We start from the raw sequence: 21,816 nt of genomic DNA on the forward strand, positions 1-21,816 counted from the left end.
CCTGGCCCGCACCCTGCCGGCCTACATGCTGCCCACCACCTTCGTCGTCCTCGACCGCTTGCCCCTCAACGCCTCCGGCAAACTCGACCGCACCGCCCTCCCCGCACCCGCACCACAGATCACACCATCCCGCTCTCCGAGGGGCGCGGCGGAAATACTTGTCGCGGAAACCTTCACGGCGCTGCTCGGTGTGACCGGCGTCGGAGCGGACGACGACTTCTTCGCCTTGGGCGGCAACTCGCTCAGTGCCACCCAGCTCGCTGCCCGGTTGAGTACGGCGACCGGCGTCGAGGTCGCCGTGCGCACGATATTCGACGCGTCTACCGTGCGCTCGTTGGCTCGGCGGATCAGCGTCGATCGGCCGAGCGAGGCTTCGTCGGCCCGGATGCCGTCGCTTGCGGTGCAGGAGCGTAGCGAGCCGGTCCCGGTGTCCATCGCACAACAGCGCATGTGGTTCCTCAATCGGTTCGACACCGCGAGCGGTGGATACAACATCCCGTTCGCGTTGCGCCTGAGCGGAGCGCTCGAGGTAGCCGCTCTCGCGGCGGCCATCGCAGACGTGTTCGCACGGCACGAGACTTTGCGCACGATCTATCCCGAATACGATGGCGTCGCATCCCAAGTGGTACTTCCCGTCGAGACCGAGCCGGTCGAGCTGGAGGTGCGGTCGGTCCTTGCCGCCGAGGTGGCCGACCGCGTCGCACGCGCGGCGCGGACCGGTTTCGACGTCACCACGCACGTGCCGTTGCGTGTGGAGTTGTTGCGCGTTCGCGACGACGTGTCCCCTGATGGGGGACAGGTGCACATCCTGGTCTTCGTCGTGCATCACATTGCCGCCGACGGGTGGTCGTTCGCGCCGCTGACCCGAGATCTCGCACACGCCTACGTGGCGCGTTGCGCGAACGAAACACCAACGTGGCAGCCGTTGCGCGTCCAGTACGCGGACTTCGCCATCTGGCAACGCGGTGCTCTCGGCTCCGCCGCCGACCCGGATTCGGCGATCTCGCGCCAGCTGAGCTATTGGACCGATCGGTTGGCCGGACTACCCGAGGTGGTGACCCTACCGTCGGATCGGCCCCGGCCTGCGGTCGCGACGAATCGGGGCGGCGCCATGACCGGTCGTCTGGATGTCGCCCTGCACGAAGGTATTCAGGAGCTCGCTGCCGCGCATCGGGTGACGCCGTTCATGGTGCTGCACACCGCCTTGGCCATCGTGCTCGGTCGCTACGGTGCAGGCACCGACATCGTGATCGGCACCCCGGTCGCGGGGCGGGGTGAGCAAGCCCTGGACGATTTGGTCGGCATGTTCGTCAACACGCTCGTGCTGCGCGCCGAGGTCGCGCCGGACGCGAGCATCGCGCAACTGCTCGCTGCCGTGCGAACCTCCGACCTCACCGCCTATGACCATTCGGCTGTGCCGTTCGAGCAGTTGGTCGAGACCTTGAATCCGGTCCGTTCGCAGGCGCACGCACCGCTGTATCAGGTTGCGCTGACGGTACAGAATCATGCCGCGCCACAGTTGCAGTTGCAGCAGTTGGCTATTGCCGCGGTCGAGGTCGGTGCGGCGCCGATTCAGCTGGATCTCGACTGGACACTCACCGAGCGCCATACCGCCGACGGGGCGCCGGACGGCATCGATGTGCACCTGCACTATGCCCAGGACCTGTTCGACGAACCGACCGTTGTGGAGTTCCTGGCCGTCTACCAGCGGGTGCTGCAGGCCATGCTGAACGATACTCGCACGCTGGTCGGTGACATCGAGTTGATGTCGGCGACCGAACGCAGACTGTTGTTGTCGGAGCGCAACGCGACCGCGCACCCCGTGCCGGCACAGACGTTGGACGATGTGCTGACCGCGCGCGTTGCGGCCACGCCCGACGATGTCGGCGTGCACTACGAGGGCGCCGAGCTGACGTATGCACAGTTCGCCTCCCGGGTCAACCGACTGGCGCGGCGGCTGATCGCCGAAGGCGTGGGGCCGGAGACCATCGTGGGTTTGGCCGCGTTGCGTTCGGTCGACATGCTCGTGGCGATGTATGCCATCGTTCGTGCGGGCGGGGCCTACCTGCCGATCGACCCCGCACATCCTGCCGACCGCCTGATGCAGGTGGTCGAAACTGCCGCGCCACGGCTGGTATTGACCGCAGGTGGGGCGGTGCTGTCCGAACTCGACGGCGTGGGCGTGCTCGACCTGGACGAACTCGAACTCGAGGGCCTCGACGACGGGCCGGTGTCCGACGACGAACGAATCGCGCCGTTGCGCCCGGACAATACGGCCTATGTGCTGTTCACCTCCGGCTCCACCGGTCGACCCAAGGGCGTCGCCGTAGCCCATCGTGCGATCATGAACCAGCTGCGCTGGCTGGAATTCCGCTACGAGGTCACCGCGTCCGACCGGATTCTGCAGCGAGCACCGCTGACATTCGACGTCTCGGTCTGGGAATGCTTCCTGCCGATCGCGGTGGGAGCGCCGGTGGTGATCGCCCGCCCGGCCGGCCACCTGGACCTGGCATATTTCGCCGATCTGTTGCGCACGCACCGGATCACCATCGCCGAATACGTACCGTCGGTGTTGGCCGCCCTGATCGGTGAGGGCATGGGAGACGCGCTGCGCTCGTTCCGTCACTTGCACTGTGGCGGTGAGGCGCTCACCCCGGATCTGCTCGAGGCGCTCCACGGCAGCTTCGACGGCGCCGTGCACAATGCCTACGGTCCCACCGAGGCTGCGATTTCGGCGATCTATCACGAATTCACCGATGCCGATGCGGAATCCGGTCGTGAGGTGGCGATCGGTCGTCCATGCTGGAACACCCGGGCCTACGTGCTGGATGGCCGACTGCGTCCGGTCCCGACCGGAGTCTCCGGTGAGCTGTATCTGGCCGGAGATCAGCTGGCCCGCGGTTATCACGCGCGCCCAGGGCTGACTGCCGAGCGGTTCGTTGCCGATCCCTTCGGCCCGTCGGGACAGGTGATGTACCGCACCGGCGATATCGTGCGCTGGAACCGCGATGGTGACCTGGTATACCTGGGCCGTAATGACTTCCAGATCAAACTGCGTGGTCAGCGCATCGAACTTGGTGAGATCGAGGCCGTTCTTGCCGCCGCGGCCGGGGTGACGAACGCCGCGGTGGTCGTCGCCGCCGATACCGCGGGTTACGAACACCTGGTCGGCTACGTCAGCGGCGCCGGTTGCACTGCGGAAGCGGTACTCACCGAGGTCCGCGCGCAGCTGCCGGCGTATATGGTGCCCTCTCAGCTGGTCGTGCTGGACGAGATGCCATTGACCACGGTCGGTAAGTTGAATCGGTCGGCGCTGCCGGCGGTCGAATTCACCGGCACCGCCACAGCATTTCGCGCCCCGCGGGAAGGGGCGGAGGCGGTGCTGGCCGCGTTGATCGCCGACTTGGTCGGCGCGGACCGGATCGGCGCGGACGACGACTTCTTCGCCCGCGGTGGAAATTCACTGCTGGCCATGCGATTGGTCGCTCGCGCGAACACGGCACTGGGCTGTGCCCTCACCGTTCGCGAAGTGTTCGAGGCGCCGACTGTCGCCGAGTTGGCGCAGGTGCTCACACGAGCCATGCGGCCGGAGACCACCACGCGGCTGGCGCTGACATCGCAGGCGCGGCCGGCGCGCATTCCATTGTCGATGGCGCAGAACCGAATGTGGCTGCTGCACCGGCTCGACCCCGACTCGAGTGTCTACAACCTGCCGATCACCATGCGACTCACCGGCGCACTCGACCGCCACGCCCTGCAGGCTGCCTTGGGTGATGTGATCGATCGGCACGAAGCGCTGCGCACCGTGTTCCCGGCCGACGAGCAGGGACCTGCCCAGGTGGTGCTCTCTGGCACGGACCTGCCCGAACTGGAATTGCCGGCGATCGAGGTGTCGGAGTCCGGGCTGCGCGCAGCGGTACTGGCCGCGGCCGCCGACAGCTTCGACCTGGCGCGCCGAATTCCATTGCGGGTAATTCTATTCCGCGTTACACCCGGAGATCACGTGCTCACGGTGGTGGTACACCACATCGCCGCCGACGGTGGCTCCATTGCTCCCTTGGCGCGCGACCTGATGACGGCCTACACCGCTCGCGCGGTGGGACAGTCGCCGCAGTGGCAACCGCTGGCGGTCCAGTACCCGGACTTCACCCTGTGGCAGCACGAGGTGCTCGGTTCGGCAACCGATCCGGATTCCGTGCTCTCGGGTCAGCTCGACTATTGGCGAGCCGAGCTCGCCGGACTCGCGCCGGTCCTGGAGTTGCCCGCCGACCGCCCGCGCCCGCCAGTGGCCACTGGGCGAGGCGCGACCGTCGAGTTCGCGATCCCGACGGATCTGACCGGCTCGCTCACCGACCTCGCCCGCGGGCACGGGGTATCGACGTTCATGGTGCTACATGCCGCGTTCACGACCTTGCTGGCTCGGCTGGCCGGCGTGGACGACATCGCCGTCGGGACCCCGGTGACCGGGCGCGGCGAAGAAGCGTTGGACGAGATGGTCGGCATGTTCGTCAACACACTGGTACTACGCACACCGGTCGCGGCGGACACGTCGTTCGCTGCGTTGCTCGGCCGGGTGCGTGCGGTCGACACGAGCGCCTTCGCGCACGCGGAGCTGCCCTTCGAGCGACTGGTCGAAGAACTGAATCCGGTCCGATCACAGGCACATTCGCCCATTGTGCAGACTCTGCTGACCTTCGGCCACCGCGACGACACGGTATTGCGCCTGCCCGATCTCACGGTCTCGGCATACCCGTTGGACAACCAGGTCGCGCAGTTCGATCTGGCCATGGAAATCGCCGAACACGGCGCGAGAGGTGAGGCCACCACACTGGGCGGAGTGGTTCGGTACGCGACGGATCTGTTCGACCGTGACACCATCGAGGTGTTCGCAGCGCGCTTCGTTCGTGTGCTGCAAGCGGTGGTCGCCGACCCAACCGTACGGGTCGGCGATATCGAGCTGTTGGATGCGTCCGAGCGTGCGTTGGTGCTCGACCGGTGGAACGACACCGCGGTGCCGTTGGACCCGGCTGCGACCCTGCAATCGCTGTTCGAAGCCCAGGTGGCCAGCACGCCGCACGCGCCGGCAGTCACGGTCGAGGGCCACAGCCTGTCCTACCTCGAGTTCGCTGGCCGGGCGCGTCGATTGGCGCGCTGGCTGGTCGACCAGGGTGTCGGTCCCGACACCCCGGTCGCCGTCGGCATGCGTCGTTCGCTGGACCTGATGGTCGGCATCTACGCGGTGACTCTCGCTGGCGGCGCGTATGTCCCGCTCGATCCCGATCACCCGGCCGATCGGCTGGACTATGTGCTGACCACGGCCCGGCCGGTATGCGTGCTCACCTCGGGTGTCGATCTGGAGGTGGACACCGCGCGCCAGGTTCGGCTCGATCGGCTCGATCTGACCGGCTACTCCACCGATCCCTTGACCACGCGTGACCGGCTCGGCTGGCCGCGAGCCGACCACACTGCATACGTGATCTTCACTTCGGGCTCGACCGGCCGCCCCAAGGGGGTTGCGGTCTCGCACGCGGCGATCGTGAATCGGCTGGCCTGGATGCAAGCGGACCACCCGTTGTCCGCGCAGGATGTGGTGTTGCAGAAGACGCCGGTCACGTTCGATGTATCGGTGTGGGAAGTGTTCTGGCCATTGGCTTTCGGTGCCCGTGTAGTCGTGGCGCGCCCGGAAGGGCATCGGGACCCCGCGTATGTGGCGCAGGTGATCGCCGAGCAATGCGTGACGACAGTGCACTTCGTGCCTGCGATGCTCGGCGTGTTCCTGACCGAACCGAGCGCCGCGCAGTGCACGTCGCTGCGCCGGGTGTTCTCCTCGGGTGAGGCATTGCCTGCGGTGGCCGCGCAGCGTGCGCGAGAGGTGCTCGGCGCGGGGGTGCACAATCTGTACGGTCCCACCGAGGCCGCGGTCGATGTCACTGCGCACGAGGTGACCGATGCGGACCTGGTCACCGTGCCGATCGGCCGGCCGGTGGCCAACACGCGAGTACTGGTGCTGGACGCACGGATGCGGCCGGTGCCGGTCGGTGTGCCCGGTGAGCTGTACCTGGCGGGCGTGCAGGTGGCTCGAGGATATGTAGCGCGGCCGGAGCTGACCGCGGACCGGTTCGTGGCCGATCCGTTCGGACCTGCCGGGACGCGGATGTATCGGACCGGGGACCTCGTGGCGTGGCGGCCCGATGGCGAGCTGGAGTATCTGGGCCGCACTGACTTCCAGGTGAAGGTGCGCGGCCTGCGCATCGAGCCGGGCGAAATCGAGTCGGCATTGACGGCATTGGATTCGATCGCGCAGGCCGTGGTATCGGTGCATGCCGACGACCGTCGGGGTGACCAACTCGTCGCGTACGTCGTCGCTCGACCCCGGCACACGATCGATCTCGACAGTGTGCGCACGGCGGTGGGCGCCGCCCTGCCCGCCTATATGGTGCCCGCGTCGTTCGTGGAGTTGGACGCCTTCCCGGTCAACGCCTCGGGCAAGCTGGACCGTAGGGCGCTGCCCGCACCGGTGTTCGCCACCGCCGAATACCGTGCCCCGCAAACCCGCGTGGAGGCGACCGTTGCGCGGATCGTCGCGCACCTGCTCGGCGTCGAACGCGTCGGTGGCAACGACGACTTCTTCGCTCTGGGCGGCAATTCGCTGCTCGCGACCCGGACCGTGGCTCGGCTCGGGGCCGAGTTGGATGCCCAGATCCCGGTACGCCTGCTGTTCGAGGCGCCGACCGTCGCTGCGCTGGCCGCGCTGGTCGAACAGCTGGTCGGCACCGGTGGCAAGCCCGCGCTGGCCGCGCGACCGCGTCCCGAGCGAGTGCCGCTCTCGCCCGCGCAACAACGCTTGTGGTTCCTCAATCGCTTCGATCCGTCCGAAACGGTGTACAACATCGCCGTGGTGGTCCGCCTGACGGGAGCTCTCGACCAGGACACCCTGGCCGTCGCCCTCGCCGACGTGACCGGCAGGCACGAAACGCTGCGGACCGTATATCCCGACCTCGACGGTGTCGGTTACCAGCACATTCTCGATCCAGGTCCGACGCCGCGGATTCAGCGCTTGGACACCGTGGACGCACTCGGCGCATTCGTATCGGCCCCGTTCGACCTCACCGACGACCTACCGTTGCGCATCGGACTGGTGACCGTGTCCGATCAGGATCGGATTCTCGCTCTGGTGGTGCATCACATCGCGGCCGACGGGTTCTCGATGGGCCCGCTCGCCCGCGACGTCGCCGCGGCATACTCGGCGCGCGCGGCGGGCGTCGCACCGATGTGGACCGAGCTCGACGTGCAGTACGCCGACTATGCGCTCTGGCAACGAGAAGTGCTCGGCGCCGAGGACGATCCGGAATCGGTGGCGGCCCACCAACTGCGCTACTGGCGGCGGACGCTGCGAGGTCTGCCCGCGCACGTGGATCTGCCGGCCGACCGGCCACGCCCGGCCGTCGCCTCGCACGCGGCGGCCAGTATCACGACGACGCTGTCGGAGGACCTGCGCGCCGGGATCGCGGCTGTTGCTGCGCGTCATGAGGCCAGCGAGTTCATGGTGGTGCATGCCGCGCTGGCCACCGTGCTCGCTCGGCTGTCCGGGACGACCGACATCGTCGTCGGCGCACCGATTGCTGGTCGGGGCGACGCAGCACTGGACGACCTGGTGGGGATGTTCGTCAACACCCTGGTGTTGCGCGCCGAGGTGCGGGGCTCCGATACCTTCGCCGCGGTGCTGGGCCGGGTACGCGAGGCAGACCTGGATGCTTTCGCGCACGCCGACATTCCGTTCGAGCGATTGGTCGAGGCGCTCGACCCGCCGCGCTCCCAAGCGCGACATCCGTTGTTCCAGATCGCGCTGTTCTATCAGAACCTGGAGCCGATCACCGCGGACATGGCGGGTGTTGCGGTGTCGGAGTACGAATTCGACTACGAGACCAGCCCATTCGACCTGCAGCTGACCATCGGTGACGGCACGCTGCGGCTCACCTATGCGACCGACATGTTCGATGCCGCCACCGCGGAAACGTTCGGCAGGCGCTTCGCTCGCGTGCTCGCCGCGGTGATCGACGACTCCGACCAGGTGGTCGGGGACATCGATCTGTTCGATGACGGCGAGTGGCACCGTGTGGTCACCGAGTGGAACGATTCCGCGCACACGGCGTTCGGCGCCGAGATGTTGCTCGATGAGTTCGAGGCCCAAGCTGCCGCCACGCCCGACGATCCGGCGCTGGTGTTCGTGCCCGACACCACCACGACGGCAACGGCGGACGAGATCACCATGAGCTATGGCGACTTGGACCGGCGTTCCAACCAGTTGGCTCGTCACCTGATCGCCACGGGTGTGGGACCGGAATCGCGCGTGGCGCTGGTGATTCGACGATCGCTCGACCTGGTCGTCGGGATGTATGCCGTGCTCAAGGCGGGCGGCGCCTACGTTCCGATCGACCCGGACCATCCGACGCAGCGCAACGCCCACATCCTGGACTCGGCGCGGCCGGTCGTCGTGCTCACCACGACCGGCGACCGGATCGACACCGGCGAGACCATGCCGACGGTCCTGGTCGACCGGGTCGCGCTACAGGACTACCCCGACGATGCGATCGCCGCCGAGGAACGCACCGCGCCGATACACCCGCTTCATCCGGCCTACGTCGTCTTCACCAGCGGATCCACCGGAAGACCCAAGGGCGTCAGCGTGTCGCACGCCGCGATCGTCAACCAGATGACCTGGATGCAGTCGCACTATCGACTCGACGCCGAAGACGTCTACCTCCACAAGACCGCGACCACCTTCGACGTGTCGCTGTGGGGGTACTTCCTTCCGCTGCGCGTCGGCGCCACCGTCGTGTTGGCTGCTCCGGACGGCCACCGCGACCCCGGCTACCTCGCCCACACGATTGCCGAAAAGCAGGTCACGGTCACCGATTTCGTGCCCTCCATGCTGAGTGTCTTCGCCGGGCATGTCGAAACGACACGCCAGCGTAGCGACCTGGACTCGTTGCGTATGCTGTTCGTGATCGGCGAGGCATTGCCCGCCGAAGCCGTTCGCACCTTCGGCGCGGTGAGCGCCGCCCGGCTGCACAATCTGTACGGCCCCACAGAGGCGGCGGTGAGTATCACCTACCGCGACGTCACCGGCGAAATCGACCGCACCGTGATGCCGATCGGCACTCCGGAGTGGAACAGCCGGGTGTATGTGTTGGATTCCCGATTGCGCCCGACACTGCCAGGAGTGGCCGGTGAGCTCTATCTGGCCGGCGTGCAGTTGGCGCGCGGCTACCACGGCCGGCCCGACCTGAGCGCGGATCGTTTCGTGGCCAACCCGTTCGGTGCGCCGGGTGAGCGGATGTACCGCACCGGTGACCTGGTGCGCTGGGACGGTGGGGACTCCGCTGAGCTGGTGTACCTGGGCCGCACCGACTTCCAGCTGAAGTTCCGGGGCCAGCGTGTGGAACTCGGTGAGATCGAAGCGGCGCTCGCCGCCGTTCCCGCGATCGCCCAAGCGGCGGCACAAGTGGTCACCACCCCGGCCGGCGACGACCAGCTGGTCGGCTACCTGGTCGCCCAACCGGGTGCCGTGCTGTCGGATGCCGAGGTTCTCCGCGCCGTTGCGGCCACGCTCCCGTCGTACATGATCCCCTCGGCGCTGGTGACCATGGACGAGTTCCCGCTCAACGCCTCCGGAAAGCTGGACCGAAAGGCCTTGCCGGACCCGGTGTTCGACCGGGTCACCTATCGCGCCCCGGCGACGCCGGCCCAGCGGTTGGTGGCCGAGGTCTTCGAATCGGTCCTCGGTGCCGGACCGATCGGCGTCGACGATCACTTCTTCGCTCTCGGCGGCAACTCGCTCAGCGCCACCCGCGTGTTGGCCCGGCTCGGCGAGCGACTCGGGCGCCGGGTCCCGGTCCGGCTGCTGTTCGAGGCGCCCACAGTGCACGCCCTGGCTGCACTGGTGACCGTGCAGGACACCCACGAGCAGTTGGCGCCGCTGGTCGCGGGGCCGCGGCCGGCGCGAATCCCGCTGGCGCCGGTGCAGCGTGGCATGTGGTTCCTGAACCGGCTCGACCCGGTCTCGCCTGCGCACAACATCCCGGTCGCACTGCGTATCGAGGGCGAACTGGACGTTGCGGCGTTGTGCTCGGCATTCGACGATGTCGTGGCACGGCACGAGACACTGCGCACGATGTATCCGATCGACCCGGCGGGAGTCGGCCACCAGGTGATCCTGTCGCCGGAGGCCGCGGGGGTGCGCTTGGCGCTCGAATCACTCGACGGTCGCGCAACGGCGGAGCGGATCGGCGAATTCCTCGGCGCCGGATTCGACGTCACTGCCGGTGTACCGGTGCGTGCGGTGCTGTTGCGCGAGCACGACACCAGTCACGTGGTGGTTGCCGTCGTGCACCATATCGCGGCGGACGGCTACTCCATGGGACCGCTGTTGCGCGACTTGGTGGCGGCGTATCTCGCCCGCGTCGATGGCTCGCAGCCGCTGTGGCCCGACCTCTCGGTGCACTACGCGGACTATGCGCTGTGGCGCACAGCCGAACGCGAGTCCGCGCAGGCCCGCGATCTGGCCTATTGGACCGAGACGCTGCGTGCATTGCCCGGCGAACTCGAGTTACCCACCGATCGTCCGCGTCCCGCGGTGGCGAGCAAGCGCGGCGCGAGCGTGCGAGCCAGAATTGGCGGCGACATCGCCTCCCGGGTGCGCGATCTCGCAGCGCGATCGGATGCGACACCGTTCATGGTGGTGCACGCGACGCTCGCGGTGCTGCTGGCTCGCCTGACCGGCTCCGACGACATCCCGATCGGTACCCCGGTGGCCGGCCGTGGCGTGGCGGCATTGGACGATCTGGTCGGCATGTTCGTCAACACCGTGGTGCTGCGTACGCGGCCGAATCAGGATGGTTCCTTCATCGATTTGTTGGAGCAGACCAAGGAGGTCGACCTCGCCGCATTCGGCCATGCCGAGGTGCCGTTCGACCATGTGGTGGACGAACTCGACGTCGAGCGCTCGCAAGCGAGACATCCACTGTTCACGGTGGCGTTGAACTACCCGGCCGCCGATGCGGATCTGTTCGCGGTGCCCGGCCTCACGCTCGGCGCGGTCGCGTTCGACGAGCCGGTCGCTCGGTTCGACCTGCAGTTCACCGTGGCTGCCGAGCCGGACGCAGAAGGTCATCTGGCCGTCGAACTCGACTACGCCACAGACTTGTTCGACGACGGCACTGCGACAGCGATGCTGCGCCGTTTCGGCAGACTGCTCGGCGCGCTCACAACGGAACCCGACCTCCCGATCGGGGCGGCCGACCTGCTGGCGCCCGCCGAACGCGCCGAGTTGCTCGGCCGTCGTGGTGGTGCGCCGGCGCCGGCACGCACGTTGGCGCAGCTGATGGCCGCCGCGGTCGCGTTCGACCCCGATGCGGTCGCGCTCGTCGAGGGGGAGCGGCAGATGAGTTACCGGGTGCTGGACGAGCAGTCGTCTCGGTTGGCCCGAGTACTCGTCGGACGCGGTCTCGGAGCCGAGGACGTGGTGGCGGTGGCGGTGCCGCGCTCGATCGAATCCATGCTGGCGTTGTGGGCGGTGGCCAAGACGGGCGCGATATTCGTCCCCGTCGATCCGACCTACCCGGCGGACCGTATTCGCCACATGCTCTCGGATTCCGGTGCCGCGCTGGGCTTGACGATCGCGGCGCAGCGCGCTGCGCTGCCCGGTGACCTCGACTGGCTGGTGCTCGATGCCCCTGAGACCGCCGCCGACACGAGTCGCACCAGCGCGCGCCCACTCGGCGCCGACGAGCTGTGTCGGCCCGTGCGGGTGGACAACCCCGCATGGATGATCTACACCTCCGGCTCGACCGGAATTCCCAAGGGAGTCGTGGCCACGCACGGTGGTCTCGCGGGAGTGGCTCGTGCCCAACGAGATCGGTACCAGGTCACCGCCGACGCCCGCGTCCTGCACGTGTCCTCACCCAGCTTCGACGCGTCCATGCTGGAGCTGTTGATGGCCTTGCCCGCGGGCGCGACGCTGGTGATTGCGCCTGCTGGGGTCTACGGCGGAGCCGAACTGACCGCACTGCTGCGTGACCAGCGGGTGACCCATGCGTTCGTCACCCCCGCGGTGTTGTCGACCCTCGATCCGACGGACGCGAGTGAGCTGCGTCAGCTCACTGTCGGCGGTGAATCGTACGGCGCGGATACGGTGCGCCGGTGGGCTGGCGAGCGATCGTTCTACAACACCTATGGTCCGACCGAGACCACTGTGATCACCACCATCAGTGCGGCATTGCGGCCGGGTGACCCATTGGATCTGGGCACGCCGATTCAGGGCATGTCGGCGGTGGTGCTCGATGCGCGACTGCGGCCGGTGCCGGTCGGCGTGACCGGTGAGTTGTATCTGCGGGGTCCGGGCCTGGCCCGGGGATACCATGCGCGACCAGGTTTGTCGTCCTCCCGTTTCGTCGCCGATCCCTACGGACCCGCCGGTGGACGGCTGTATCGAACCGGTGATCTGGTGCGGTGGCTGCGATCCGGTGCGATGAGCTATGTCGGACGCTCGGATCACCAGGTGAAGGTGCGCGGCTTGCGCATCGAACTCGGCGAGATCGATGCCGTGCTCGCGGCACACGAGACTGTCGATACCGCAGTCACCGTGGGCCACACCGATGCTTCGGGAGCGGTTTCTCTGGTCGCCTACGTCGTCGCGGCAGGCAGCCGCACCATCGATACCGCCGAGCTGCTGGCCCATGCCGCCCGCTCGCTGGCGCCCTATATGGTCCCGAGCAGTGTGCTGGTGCTCGACGAGCTGCCCTTGACGCCGGTCGGCAAGCTGGATCGAAAGGCATTGCCGCAGCCCGAGTTGCATGCCGCGCCCTTCCGGGCTCCGCAGACCGAGACCGAACTGGTGGTGGCGCAGACCGTGGCCGAAGTGCTCGGTCTCGAGGGCGACGTGGGTTTGGACGACGACTTCTTCGCTCGGGGCGGTAACTCGCTGACCGCGACCCAGCTGGCTTCGCGGCTGGGTGCTCGCCTGGGGGTGGGCGTCGGGGTTCGGGTGGTGTTCGAGCATCCGTCGGTCGCGGCGCTCGCTCGCGCAGTCGCCACCCTCTCGGGTGAGCGTTCCCGGCCGGTGCTCGCCCGGCGTTCGAGCGCCGCTCCGGCACCGCTTTCGCTGGCACAGCAGCGGATGTGGTTCCTCAACCGGCTCGATCGGCAGTCCACCGCGTACAACATCCCGCTCGCGGTGCGGCTGACCGGGGAGTTGGACATCGCCGCGCTCAACGCCGCCATCGGCGATGTCGTTGCCCGCCACGAAGTGCTACACACCGTGTACCCCCAGCACGAGTCCGGACCGGTGCAACTGGTGTTGCCCGCTGACGCGAACACGCCGGTGCTCGCGCCCATTGCGGTGTCCACCGATGATCTCGCCGCGGCCGTCGCGGATTTCGTCGGTGGCGGTTTCGATGTCACCGAAGCCATCCCGGTGCGTGCCCGGTTGTTCGCACCGGTCGACGGCGAAGCGGGCGACGCGGGCACCGACCATGTGCTCGTGGTGGTGGTGCACCACATCGCCGCGGACGGTTCGTCACTCGCTCCCTTGGCGCGTGACGTCATGGTCGCCTACGCCGCCCGAAAGCGGGGCGCGGCGCCAGAGTGGTCGCCACTGCCGGTGCAGTACACCGACTTCAGCATCTGGCAGCGTGAGCTGCTCGGCGCCGAGGACGATCCCGACTCGCTGCTGTCGCGCCAGATCCGGTTCTGGAGTGAGACTCTGGCCGAGCTGCCGGCCCAGTTGACCCTGCCGGCGGATCGTCCACGCCCGGCGATCGTCTCCACACGCGGCGGGCATGTCGATTTCGCAATCGACCCCACGGTGCACGCACAGCTGATCGACCTCGGCCGCGGATCGGGGGCGACGGTGTTCATGGTGATGCACGCGGCGTTCGCGGTGTTGCTGGCCCGATTGTCCGGCGGGGACGATATCGCTATCGGCACCCCGATCGCTGGTCGTGGTGAAGCAGCCCTCGACGACGTGATCGGCATGTTCGTCAACACCTTGGTGTTGCGGACCCGGGTCGATGCCGGCGACGGATTCGCCGAGCTGCTCGAGCGGGTACGCGCCACCGACGTCGCGGCCTTCGCGCATGCCGATGTGCCGTTCGAGCGCTTGGTCGAGGTGCTCAATCCGGAACGCTCCACCGCACGGCATCCGCTGTTCCAGGTCGGCTTCTCCTTCCACAACCAGACCGAGGCGGACTTCTCGTTGGAAGGACTGACCGCCACTGCGGCCGATTTCGAATCCGAGGTCTCGCAGTTCGACCTGCACCTGGTGATCACCGACCGTTACCGCGCGGATGGCACGGCGGCGGGCATGGCCGCGTCGATCACCTACGCCACGGCGCTGTTCGACGAGTCCACGGTGGCCGGGTTCGCCAATCGCCTACAGCGGTTGCTGCGCGCGGTCTGCGCGGACCCGCGACGGTCGGTCGGGGACCTCGCGCTGTTGGATCCTGCGGAGACCGAGCGCATGCTGGTGGCGTGGAACCGGCCCGAGCGCAGCTTCACCCCGGCGACGCTGGTGTCGGCATTCGAAGCGCAGGTCGCCCGAACACCGGAGGCGGTCGCACTGGTCGCCGGCACGCGGACGGTGACCTACCGCGAATTCGGTGCGCGGGTCAACCATTTGGCACGAGTGCTCATCGGGCGTGGAGTCGGCCCGGAAACAGTGGTGGCGTTGGCCATGCCGCGCAGCGTCGATCTGCTGGTCGCAATGTATGCGGTGGTGACGGCCGGCGGCGCCTATGTTCCTTTGGATCCGGCACACCCGGCCGGACGCACCGAACGGGTGTTGTCGGCCGCGAGCCCTCAGGTGGTGCTCACCTCGGCGCGAGCGCCGATGTCGGCGGCAACCGTGTCGAACAACAGTGTGGTGCTCGATATCTCGACCGTGGATGCCATGGCGGCCGATCGGCCGGTGCGCGACGACGAAAGGCTCGCGCCGCTGTCGTCGGCGAATACCGCCTACGTCGTGTTCACCTCCGGTTCGACCGGGGTACCGAAGGGGGTGGCGGTCCCGCATGCCGCCATTGCACACCAGTTGGACTGGATGCAATCGGAATACCCGCTCGGCGCCGACGACGCGGTTCTACTGATGACCTCGGCCGCATTCGACCTTTCGCTGTGGGAATTCTGGTGGGCGCCACGTGCCGGAGCCCGGATCGTGCTCGCACCGCACGATGCCCAGCGCGATCCGGCGGGCCTGCTCGATGTGGTGCGTGCCGCCCAGGTGACGACACTGACCGCGGTGCCATCCTTGCTCGCAATGGTGGCCGAGGCTTCGGGATCCCGTCGCTTGCCGCCTTCGCTGCGCAGGCTGTTGGTCATCGGTGAGCCGCTGCCCAGCCCGACGGTCCAGCGAATCGAGGCGCTCACCACGGCGAGGATCGACAATCTCTACGGGCCGACCGAGGCCGCCGTCTCGGTGACTCGGTTCCGGACGACCGGCGCGACCCCGCATGCGCTGGTACCGATCGGCACCCCGGAATCAGGCAACCAGGTCTACGTGTTGGACGACCGTCTGCATCCCGTTCCCACTGGGGTGACCGGCGAGCTCTACCTGGGTGGCGCGCAATTGGCTCGCGGATACCACGGGGCTACCGGGCTCACGTCCGAACGGTTCGTCGCGAACCCGTTCGGCGTCCCGGGAACGCGGCTGTACCGCACCGGCGACATGGTGCGCTGGGGAGCCGACGGCAACCTCGAGTACGTCGAACGGCGCGACTTCCAGGTGAAGGTGCGCGGCTACCGCATCGAGCTCGCCGAGATCGAGCATGCGCTGCGCGCACAGCCCGGGGTCGGCGAGGCGATCGTCGTCGCACACGACGAGCATGGTGAGAATGCTGTGCTCGTAGGCTATTTCACCGCGGTCGAACAGCTCGATCCAGCCGACGTGCGAGGCGCGCTGGCCGATACCCTGCCGAGCTATATGGTTCCAGCGGTGCTACGGCGCCTGGAGTCGTTGCCGCTCACCCCCAACGGCAAGGTCGATCGGGCAGCCCTGCCGCGCCCCGATCTGGGCGCCGGCGCCTTCCGTGCACCCGAAACCGATCTGGAACATCAGGTGTGTGCGGTGTTCGCCGACGTGCTCGACGTCGAACGGATCGGCTTGGACGACAACTTCTTCGAACGCGGTGGCAACTCGCTGCTGGCAACTCGGTTGGCGACGACCGCAACTGCGGCGCTCGGCGAACAGATTCCGGTGCTGTGGTTGTTCACCGCGCCGACCCCAGCTCGCCTGATCACTCGGTTGGAGCAGCACTGGGCCGGCCGTGGCCGGGTACATGCCGAGGCCGCGTTCGACGTGATGCTTCCGCTGCGGACGGGCGGTGCGCGTGAGCCGCTGTTCTGTATTCATCCCGCCGGAGGAGTCGCGTGGTCGTTCGCGGGCCTGGCGGCTCATCTGGACCCCGATCGGGACGTGTACGGCATCCAGTCGCCGGTTTTGAACTCTGCGGCCCAGCTGCCCGAATCGATCGAGGATTGGGCGCGCGACTACGTACGGCAGATTCGCACCGTCCAACCCGAGGGGCCGTATCACGTGCTGGGTTGGTCGTTGGGTGGTGTGCTCGCCCATGCGGTCGCGGTGCAGTTGCAGCAGCTCGGACAGCGGGTGGCGGTGCTGGCCATGATGGACAGCCGGCGCGACATCGCGGCCACCGAGCAGGTCGCGGCGCCGGTGGCGGATCTGCTGGGCGGGTTGCTCGGTGACGCGGCCTCCGACGCAGACGCCGAACTCGAGCTTGCGCAGCTGGCCCACCGGATCGCCGAACTGCCCGAGCCGTTCGCCTCGTTCGGTGTCGATCGTCTGGAGCGAGTGGTCGCCGCGGGCGCCACGTCGCTGACCTTGATCCGGCGCTACCGGCCACGTCCGTTCAAGGGCAACCTGGTGTACTTCACCGCGGGGCTCGACGACCCGACCGGCGCCGCGGGCGCCGCAAGTTGGGCGGACGCGGTCGACGGCACGGTGCACAACCATGCGGTCCAAGCATCGCATTGGCGGATGACGTCGGAAGCCGCACTGGCTCGAATCGGCCACGTGCTCACCGCAGTGTTGGCCGATGCCGACCGGACCTGAGCCACCCCGCCCGGATTGAGGAACACCCTACTTCGACGAGGAAGAAGGCGCACCGAATGGACAATCGATTCGACAATGACGAGGTCCAGTTCTATGTCCTGGTCAATGCGGAGGGCGACCATTCGCTGTGGCCGGTCTTCGCCGCTGTGCCCGGCGGCTGGACCGTCGCCTACGGCGCCACCGACCGCGCAGCTTGCCTACGCTATGTGCAAATGCACTGGCGGGAGCGGGGTCCCCACGTGCTCATCGATGTCATTTCCAGTCCGGGGCACTGACTCCTGGGTAGCGCGCGAAAGCCCGGTAACTGGCTCGGCCGCAGCCTGGCGCCCACCGGAGGTCGGCGCCAGGCGTCGAGAACGGCTGCGCTGATCAAGCGAGCGCGGCCAATTCCTCGAACTCGCTGTCGGTCAGGGTGACTCGTGCCGCGGCGACGTTCTCTTCCGCATGGGCGACACTGGACGTGCCGGGAATCGGCAGCATGACCGGTGACCGGCGCAACAGCCATGCCAAAGCCAGCTGGGCGGGCGTGGCGCCACGGTGCGCGGACATGGCTGCCAGGGGGCTTTCCGGACCGGCGAGCTCCCCGGTGGCAATGGGATACCACGGGATGAACGCAATGTTCTCCCGTTCGGCGTAGTCCAGTACGTCCTCGTCGCTGCGATCGGCGAGGTTGTAGAGGTTCTGCACCGAGACGATGGTGGCGATCTCGCGTGCTCGACGCAGCTGCTCGACGGTCACCTGGGACAGGCCGATATGGCGGATCTTGCCTTCCTGCTGTAGCAGAACCAGTTCGCCGACCTGGTCGACCAGCGGAACCCGGGGGTCGATCCGGTGCAGTTGGTAGAGGTCGATGCGATCGACTTCGAGGTGGCGCAGGCTCAGTTCGGCCTGCTGACGCAGGTATTCCGGTCGGCCCACCGGACGAAAGATCCCGGGTCCCGGCCTGGTCATGCCAGCTTTGGTAGCGATCACCAGGTGTTCGGGATAGGGGTGCAGCGCGGCGCGGATCATGTGTTCGCTGACGAACGGACCGTAGGAGTCGGCGGTGTCGATGAAGTTCACGCCCAGCTCGACAACTCGGCGCAGCACACGGACCGCCTCGTCCGGGTCCTTGGGCGGACCCCAGATACCGGGCCCGGTCAGGTGCATCGCGCCGAACCCGAGCCGATGGACGGGAAGGACACCCCCGAGGGCGAAGGTGCCGGCAGCTGCCGCGGGTTGGGCGTCGAGATCTGTGCTCATGAGATCGCTCCTTCCGGCGTTGGTCAGTGCGTGGCTGCTGGCGTGACCGGTGGGCCGATGCGCGCGACGAGCCACTCTTGGCGCAACAGTGCCGCGGTCGGGTCGATTCCCCGACCTGTGCGTGCGTCCCGGTTCAGGGGTGGTCTCGTGGCATCGGTCGTGGGTTCGCGCGGTACCGGGCGGCTCGGGATGGCCGACGAGGATGCTACTGCGCTGGACGACCGAACAGTGCCAGCTGCATCAACAGCCGCACTCGGTCCGGCGCGGCCAGCGGCTTGTCGCCGAATGCGCGGCCCAGATCGACGACGATCGCGAAGGCCGCGTGCACCAGGATGCGGGACTCGGCCGAGGTGAGTTCGGGGCGTACCTCACGTAGGAGCCGGGCCCACTCCTCGATGCCGAGGCGCTGGATATTGCGCAGCACGGTGCGTTCCTCGGCCGGAACGTGCTGAAATTCCGTGTAGTACACGAAGCTGAGGGCGCGTTCGGCGAACGATCCGGCGACGTACTGGGCGATCAACGCGGTGAGTGCCTCTTCGGAGTCGCGTGCTGCCGCGATGGTGGGGCCGATCACCGCGGACACTTGTTCGGCAGCGCGGCGGAACGCTGCGGCGAGAATGTCGCTTTTGCCCCGATAGAACCGATATACCGCGGACGCGGCCGACAGGCCCGCGGCGGTGGCGATGTCCTCCACACTTACATTCGGGTAGCCGCGGTCATGGAACAGTTCCACTGCCTTGCGGAGCAGGAGTTCGTGTTTGAACGAGTCCGGGATCACCACGGGCGTGATCTTCTCGACCGCGTGTTCCGCCGGCAGGTCCGCGGACACGATCGACCAACATGCCGAATGCAACAGGCGGGCAAGTGATTTCGCCGGCACTGTGGTGTGGTGGTCGGCGATACTGGTGATCGTGCTCAGCAATGCGGCCTGGAGTACTCGCAGGTCGTCGTCGGAGGTCTGCGGGCGCAGCGTGGCCACGCGACTGCCCAGGGCGCCGAGGACTGCTGCCTGTTGGCGCTCGAGGGTGGCCTGGTCCTCGGATTCGAGGTACCTGCCCTCCCACCGCACCAGGGTTGCTGTCGGACGGTTGTCGATCGTGACCGCGATCAGTGCGTCGAGCACCTGGCGCAGTTGCTGTTCGGCCGGTCGATCCGCCCAGTCCTCGGACAGTTCGACCGATTCGGTCATCGCGCGGCCCACCCGCAGCAATTCCTCTCGGAACAGGGCGTATTTGCTCGGGTAGTGGCGATACAGCGCCGCGGAGCTGATCCCCAAGCCGGAGGCGATGTCGTCCATGCTCACGCCGTGGTAGCCGAGGGCGCCGAACGCAGCAGCCGAAGCGGCTGCGATCTGTGCTCGGCGATTCTTCGGCCTGCGTCGGATCTCCCGAGGTGCCGAGTCGCCGTTGCTGACCTTCCGCGCCGTAGGGCGGTTGTCGACACTCATGTCGAATATCGTAACGAGCTGGTCGTATGGCGGGATTTCCGCGTCAGGGACGGATCGTGCGGTACCAGTCCAGTAGCGACGGGTCGTCGACCGCGGTGGGTTCGGCCACGCTGCCCGGGTCGGCGCCTTGGAAGAGCTTCTTGATCGGCACCTCCAGCTTCTTACCTGTGCGGGTATGCGGGATACCAGGGGCGTGGATGATCTCGTCGGGCACGTGGCGTGGTGACACCTCGGCCCGGATAGCGCTGGTGATCCGCGTCTTCAGCTCATCGGTGAACTCTGCTCCGGGCGCCAGCACCACGAACAGCGGCATCCAATAGCCGCCGTCGGGTTGCTCGGCGCCGATCACCAGCGCCTCGGTGATCTCCGGCAGCTGTTCGACGCACTGGTAGATGTCCGCGCTGCCCATCCGAACGCCATGTCGATTGAGTGTGGCGTCGGAGCGTCCGTGCACGACCACGCTGCGCCGGTCGGTGATGGTGATCCAGTCACCGTGTCGCCAGGTGCCGGGGAACATATCGAAATAGGCCGCGTGATAGCGCTTTCCGTCGTCATCGTTCCAGAAGGAGACCGGCATGGATGGCATCGGAGCGGTGACGACGAGTTCGCCGACCTCGCCGCGCACCGGTCGTCCACCGTCGTCGTAGGCATCCAGGTGGACGCCGAGATAGGGCGCCGACAGCTCGCCCGGCCACACCGGCACGGTCCGCACGCCACCGACGAACGCCGACACCACGTCGGTGCCCCCGCTGATCGCGCTGATCTGCACATGCTCGCCGATATTCGTGCCCAACCACAGCGCCGACGACGTGGGCAGCGCAGACCCGGTGATGCCGACGGTGCGGAGTGCGGACAGGTCGTGGTCGGAGCGTGGCACGGAGCCTGCCTTGATGCAGGCCAGCACATAGCCGGGGCTGGTACCCAGAACCGTGGCGCCCACGTCGGCGCCGATGCGCCACAATGTGTCCGGGCTGGGATGGGCAGGACTACCGTCGTAGCAGACGATCGTCGCGCCGGCCAGAAGTCCCGCAATCTGGAAATTCCACATCATCCAACTCGGGGTGGTGTACCAGAAGAACGTGTCCTCGGGGCCGATATCGGTCTGCAGCGCAACGGTTTTGAGGTGTTCGAGCAGGACGCCGCCATGGCCGTGCACGATGCCCTTGGGTAGCCCGGTCGTCCCGGAGGAGAACACGATCCACAGCGGATGGTCGAATTCGACGGCCTCCGTGGCCAGTGCCGGTGCCCCCGTCGGATCGGCGATCGCATCTGTCCATGACAGTGTGTCCGGCAGCTCGAGCCCGAGCCTCGGCACCACCACCGTGGCAGCCGACGAACCCAGACCGGCACGCAACTGCTCGATGTCGGCGCGCTTGTCGTACGTCTTGCCGCCGAATCGGTAGCCGTCCGCAGTCACCAGCACCGTGGGCGCGAGTTGCCCGAATCGATCCAGCGCCGCCTTCGGCGAGTAGTCCTGCCCGCAGGCGCTCCACACCGCGCCGATACTCGCGCTGGCCAGAAAAGCCACGACCGCCTCGGGGACGTTCGGCAGGTACCCCACGACGCGGTCGCCGGGGCGCACGCCCAGGGAGCGCAGTGTACGGGCGAAGGCTGCGGTCTGGTGGAGCAATTCGGCCCAGGACAGCTCGCGAATCGGACCGTCCTCGCCGACCGCGACAATTGCGGGTCGGTCGGTCCGCAGGTGGCGGATCACCTGGTCGACGTAGTTGAGTCGGGTGCCGGGAAACCAGTGTGCACCGGGCATGTCGGTGCCGGTCAACACCTCGCCGGCGACGGGACCGAGGTCGAAGTAGTCCCACACTGCGCGCCAGAACCCGGCGAGATCGGTCACCGACCACTGCCACAACGCATGATAGTCCGCGACCGGCTCACCGGTGCGCTCGGTGACGGAGCGGGCGAAGTCGGTGATTCTGGCCTCGGCGATGTCTCGCTCGGTGGGTACCCATTGTGGTCGCATCGCGCTCCTCGTGGCTGCGGGACT

The 21,816-nt window shown here is 67.6% G+C and carries 5 protein-coding genes; 2 read left to right on the plus strand and 3 right to left on the minus strand.

The window, feature by feature from the left end; all coding sequences use genetic code 11:
* The first annotated feature begins 13 nt into the window (after positions 1-13).
* Entirely contained in the window at positions 14-17,125 is a 17,112-nt protein-coding gene (locus K940_RS28770; RefSeq protein ID WP_255342603.1) for a non-ribosomal peptide synthase/polyketide synthase, read from the plus strand.
* A gap of 56 nt (positions 17,126-17,181) precedes the next feature.
* Complete coding sequence (locus K940_RS0117135) at positions 17,182-17,400, plus strand: MbtH family protein (RefSeq protein ID WP_028478553.1); 219 nt, start codon at positions 17,182-17,184, stop codon at positions 17,398-17,400.
* A 94-nt stretch (positions 17,401-17,494) separates the two neighbouring features.
* Here K940_RS0117135 and K940_RS0117140 read toward each other — a convergent pair whose 3' ends face one another.
* From K940_RS0117140 to K940_RS0117150, 3 genes are all read right to left on the minus strand, one after another.
* Complete coding sequence (locus K940_RS0117140; protein WP_028478554.1) at positions 17,495-18,367, minus strand: aldo/keto reductase; 873 nt, start codon at positions 18,365-18,367, stop codon at positions 17,495-17,497.
* A 205-nt stretch (positions 18,368-18,572) separates the two neighbouring features.
* Entirely contained in the window at positions 18,573-19,814 is a 1,242-nt protein-coding gene (locus tag K940_RS0117145; RefSeq protein WP_028478555.1) for a TetR/AcrR family transcriptional regulator, read from the minus strand.
* A 43-nt stretch (positions 19,815-19,857) separates the two neighbouring features.
* On the minus strand, positions 19,858-21,792 hold the full coding sequence (locus K940_RS0117150; RefSeq protein WP_028478556.1) for an acetoacetate--CoA ligase: 1,935 nt from the start codon (positions 21,790-21,792) through the stop codon (positions 19,858-19,860).
* Positions 21,793-21,816 lie beyond the last annotated feature (24 nt).

The organism is Nocardia sp. CNY236 (assembly GCF_000482385.1).
In the GTDB taxonomy this organism is placed as follows: domain Bacteria; phylum Actinomycetota; class Actinomycetes; order Mycobacteriales; family Mycobacteriaceae; genus Nocardia.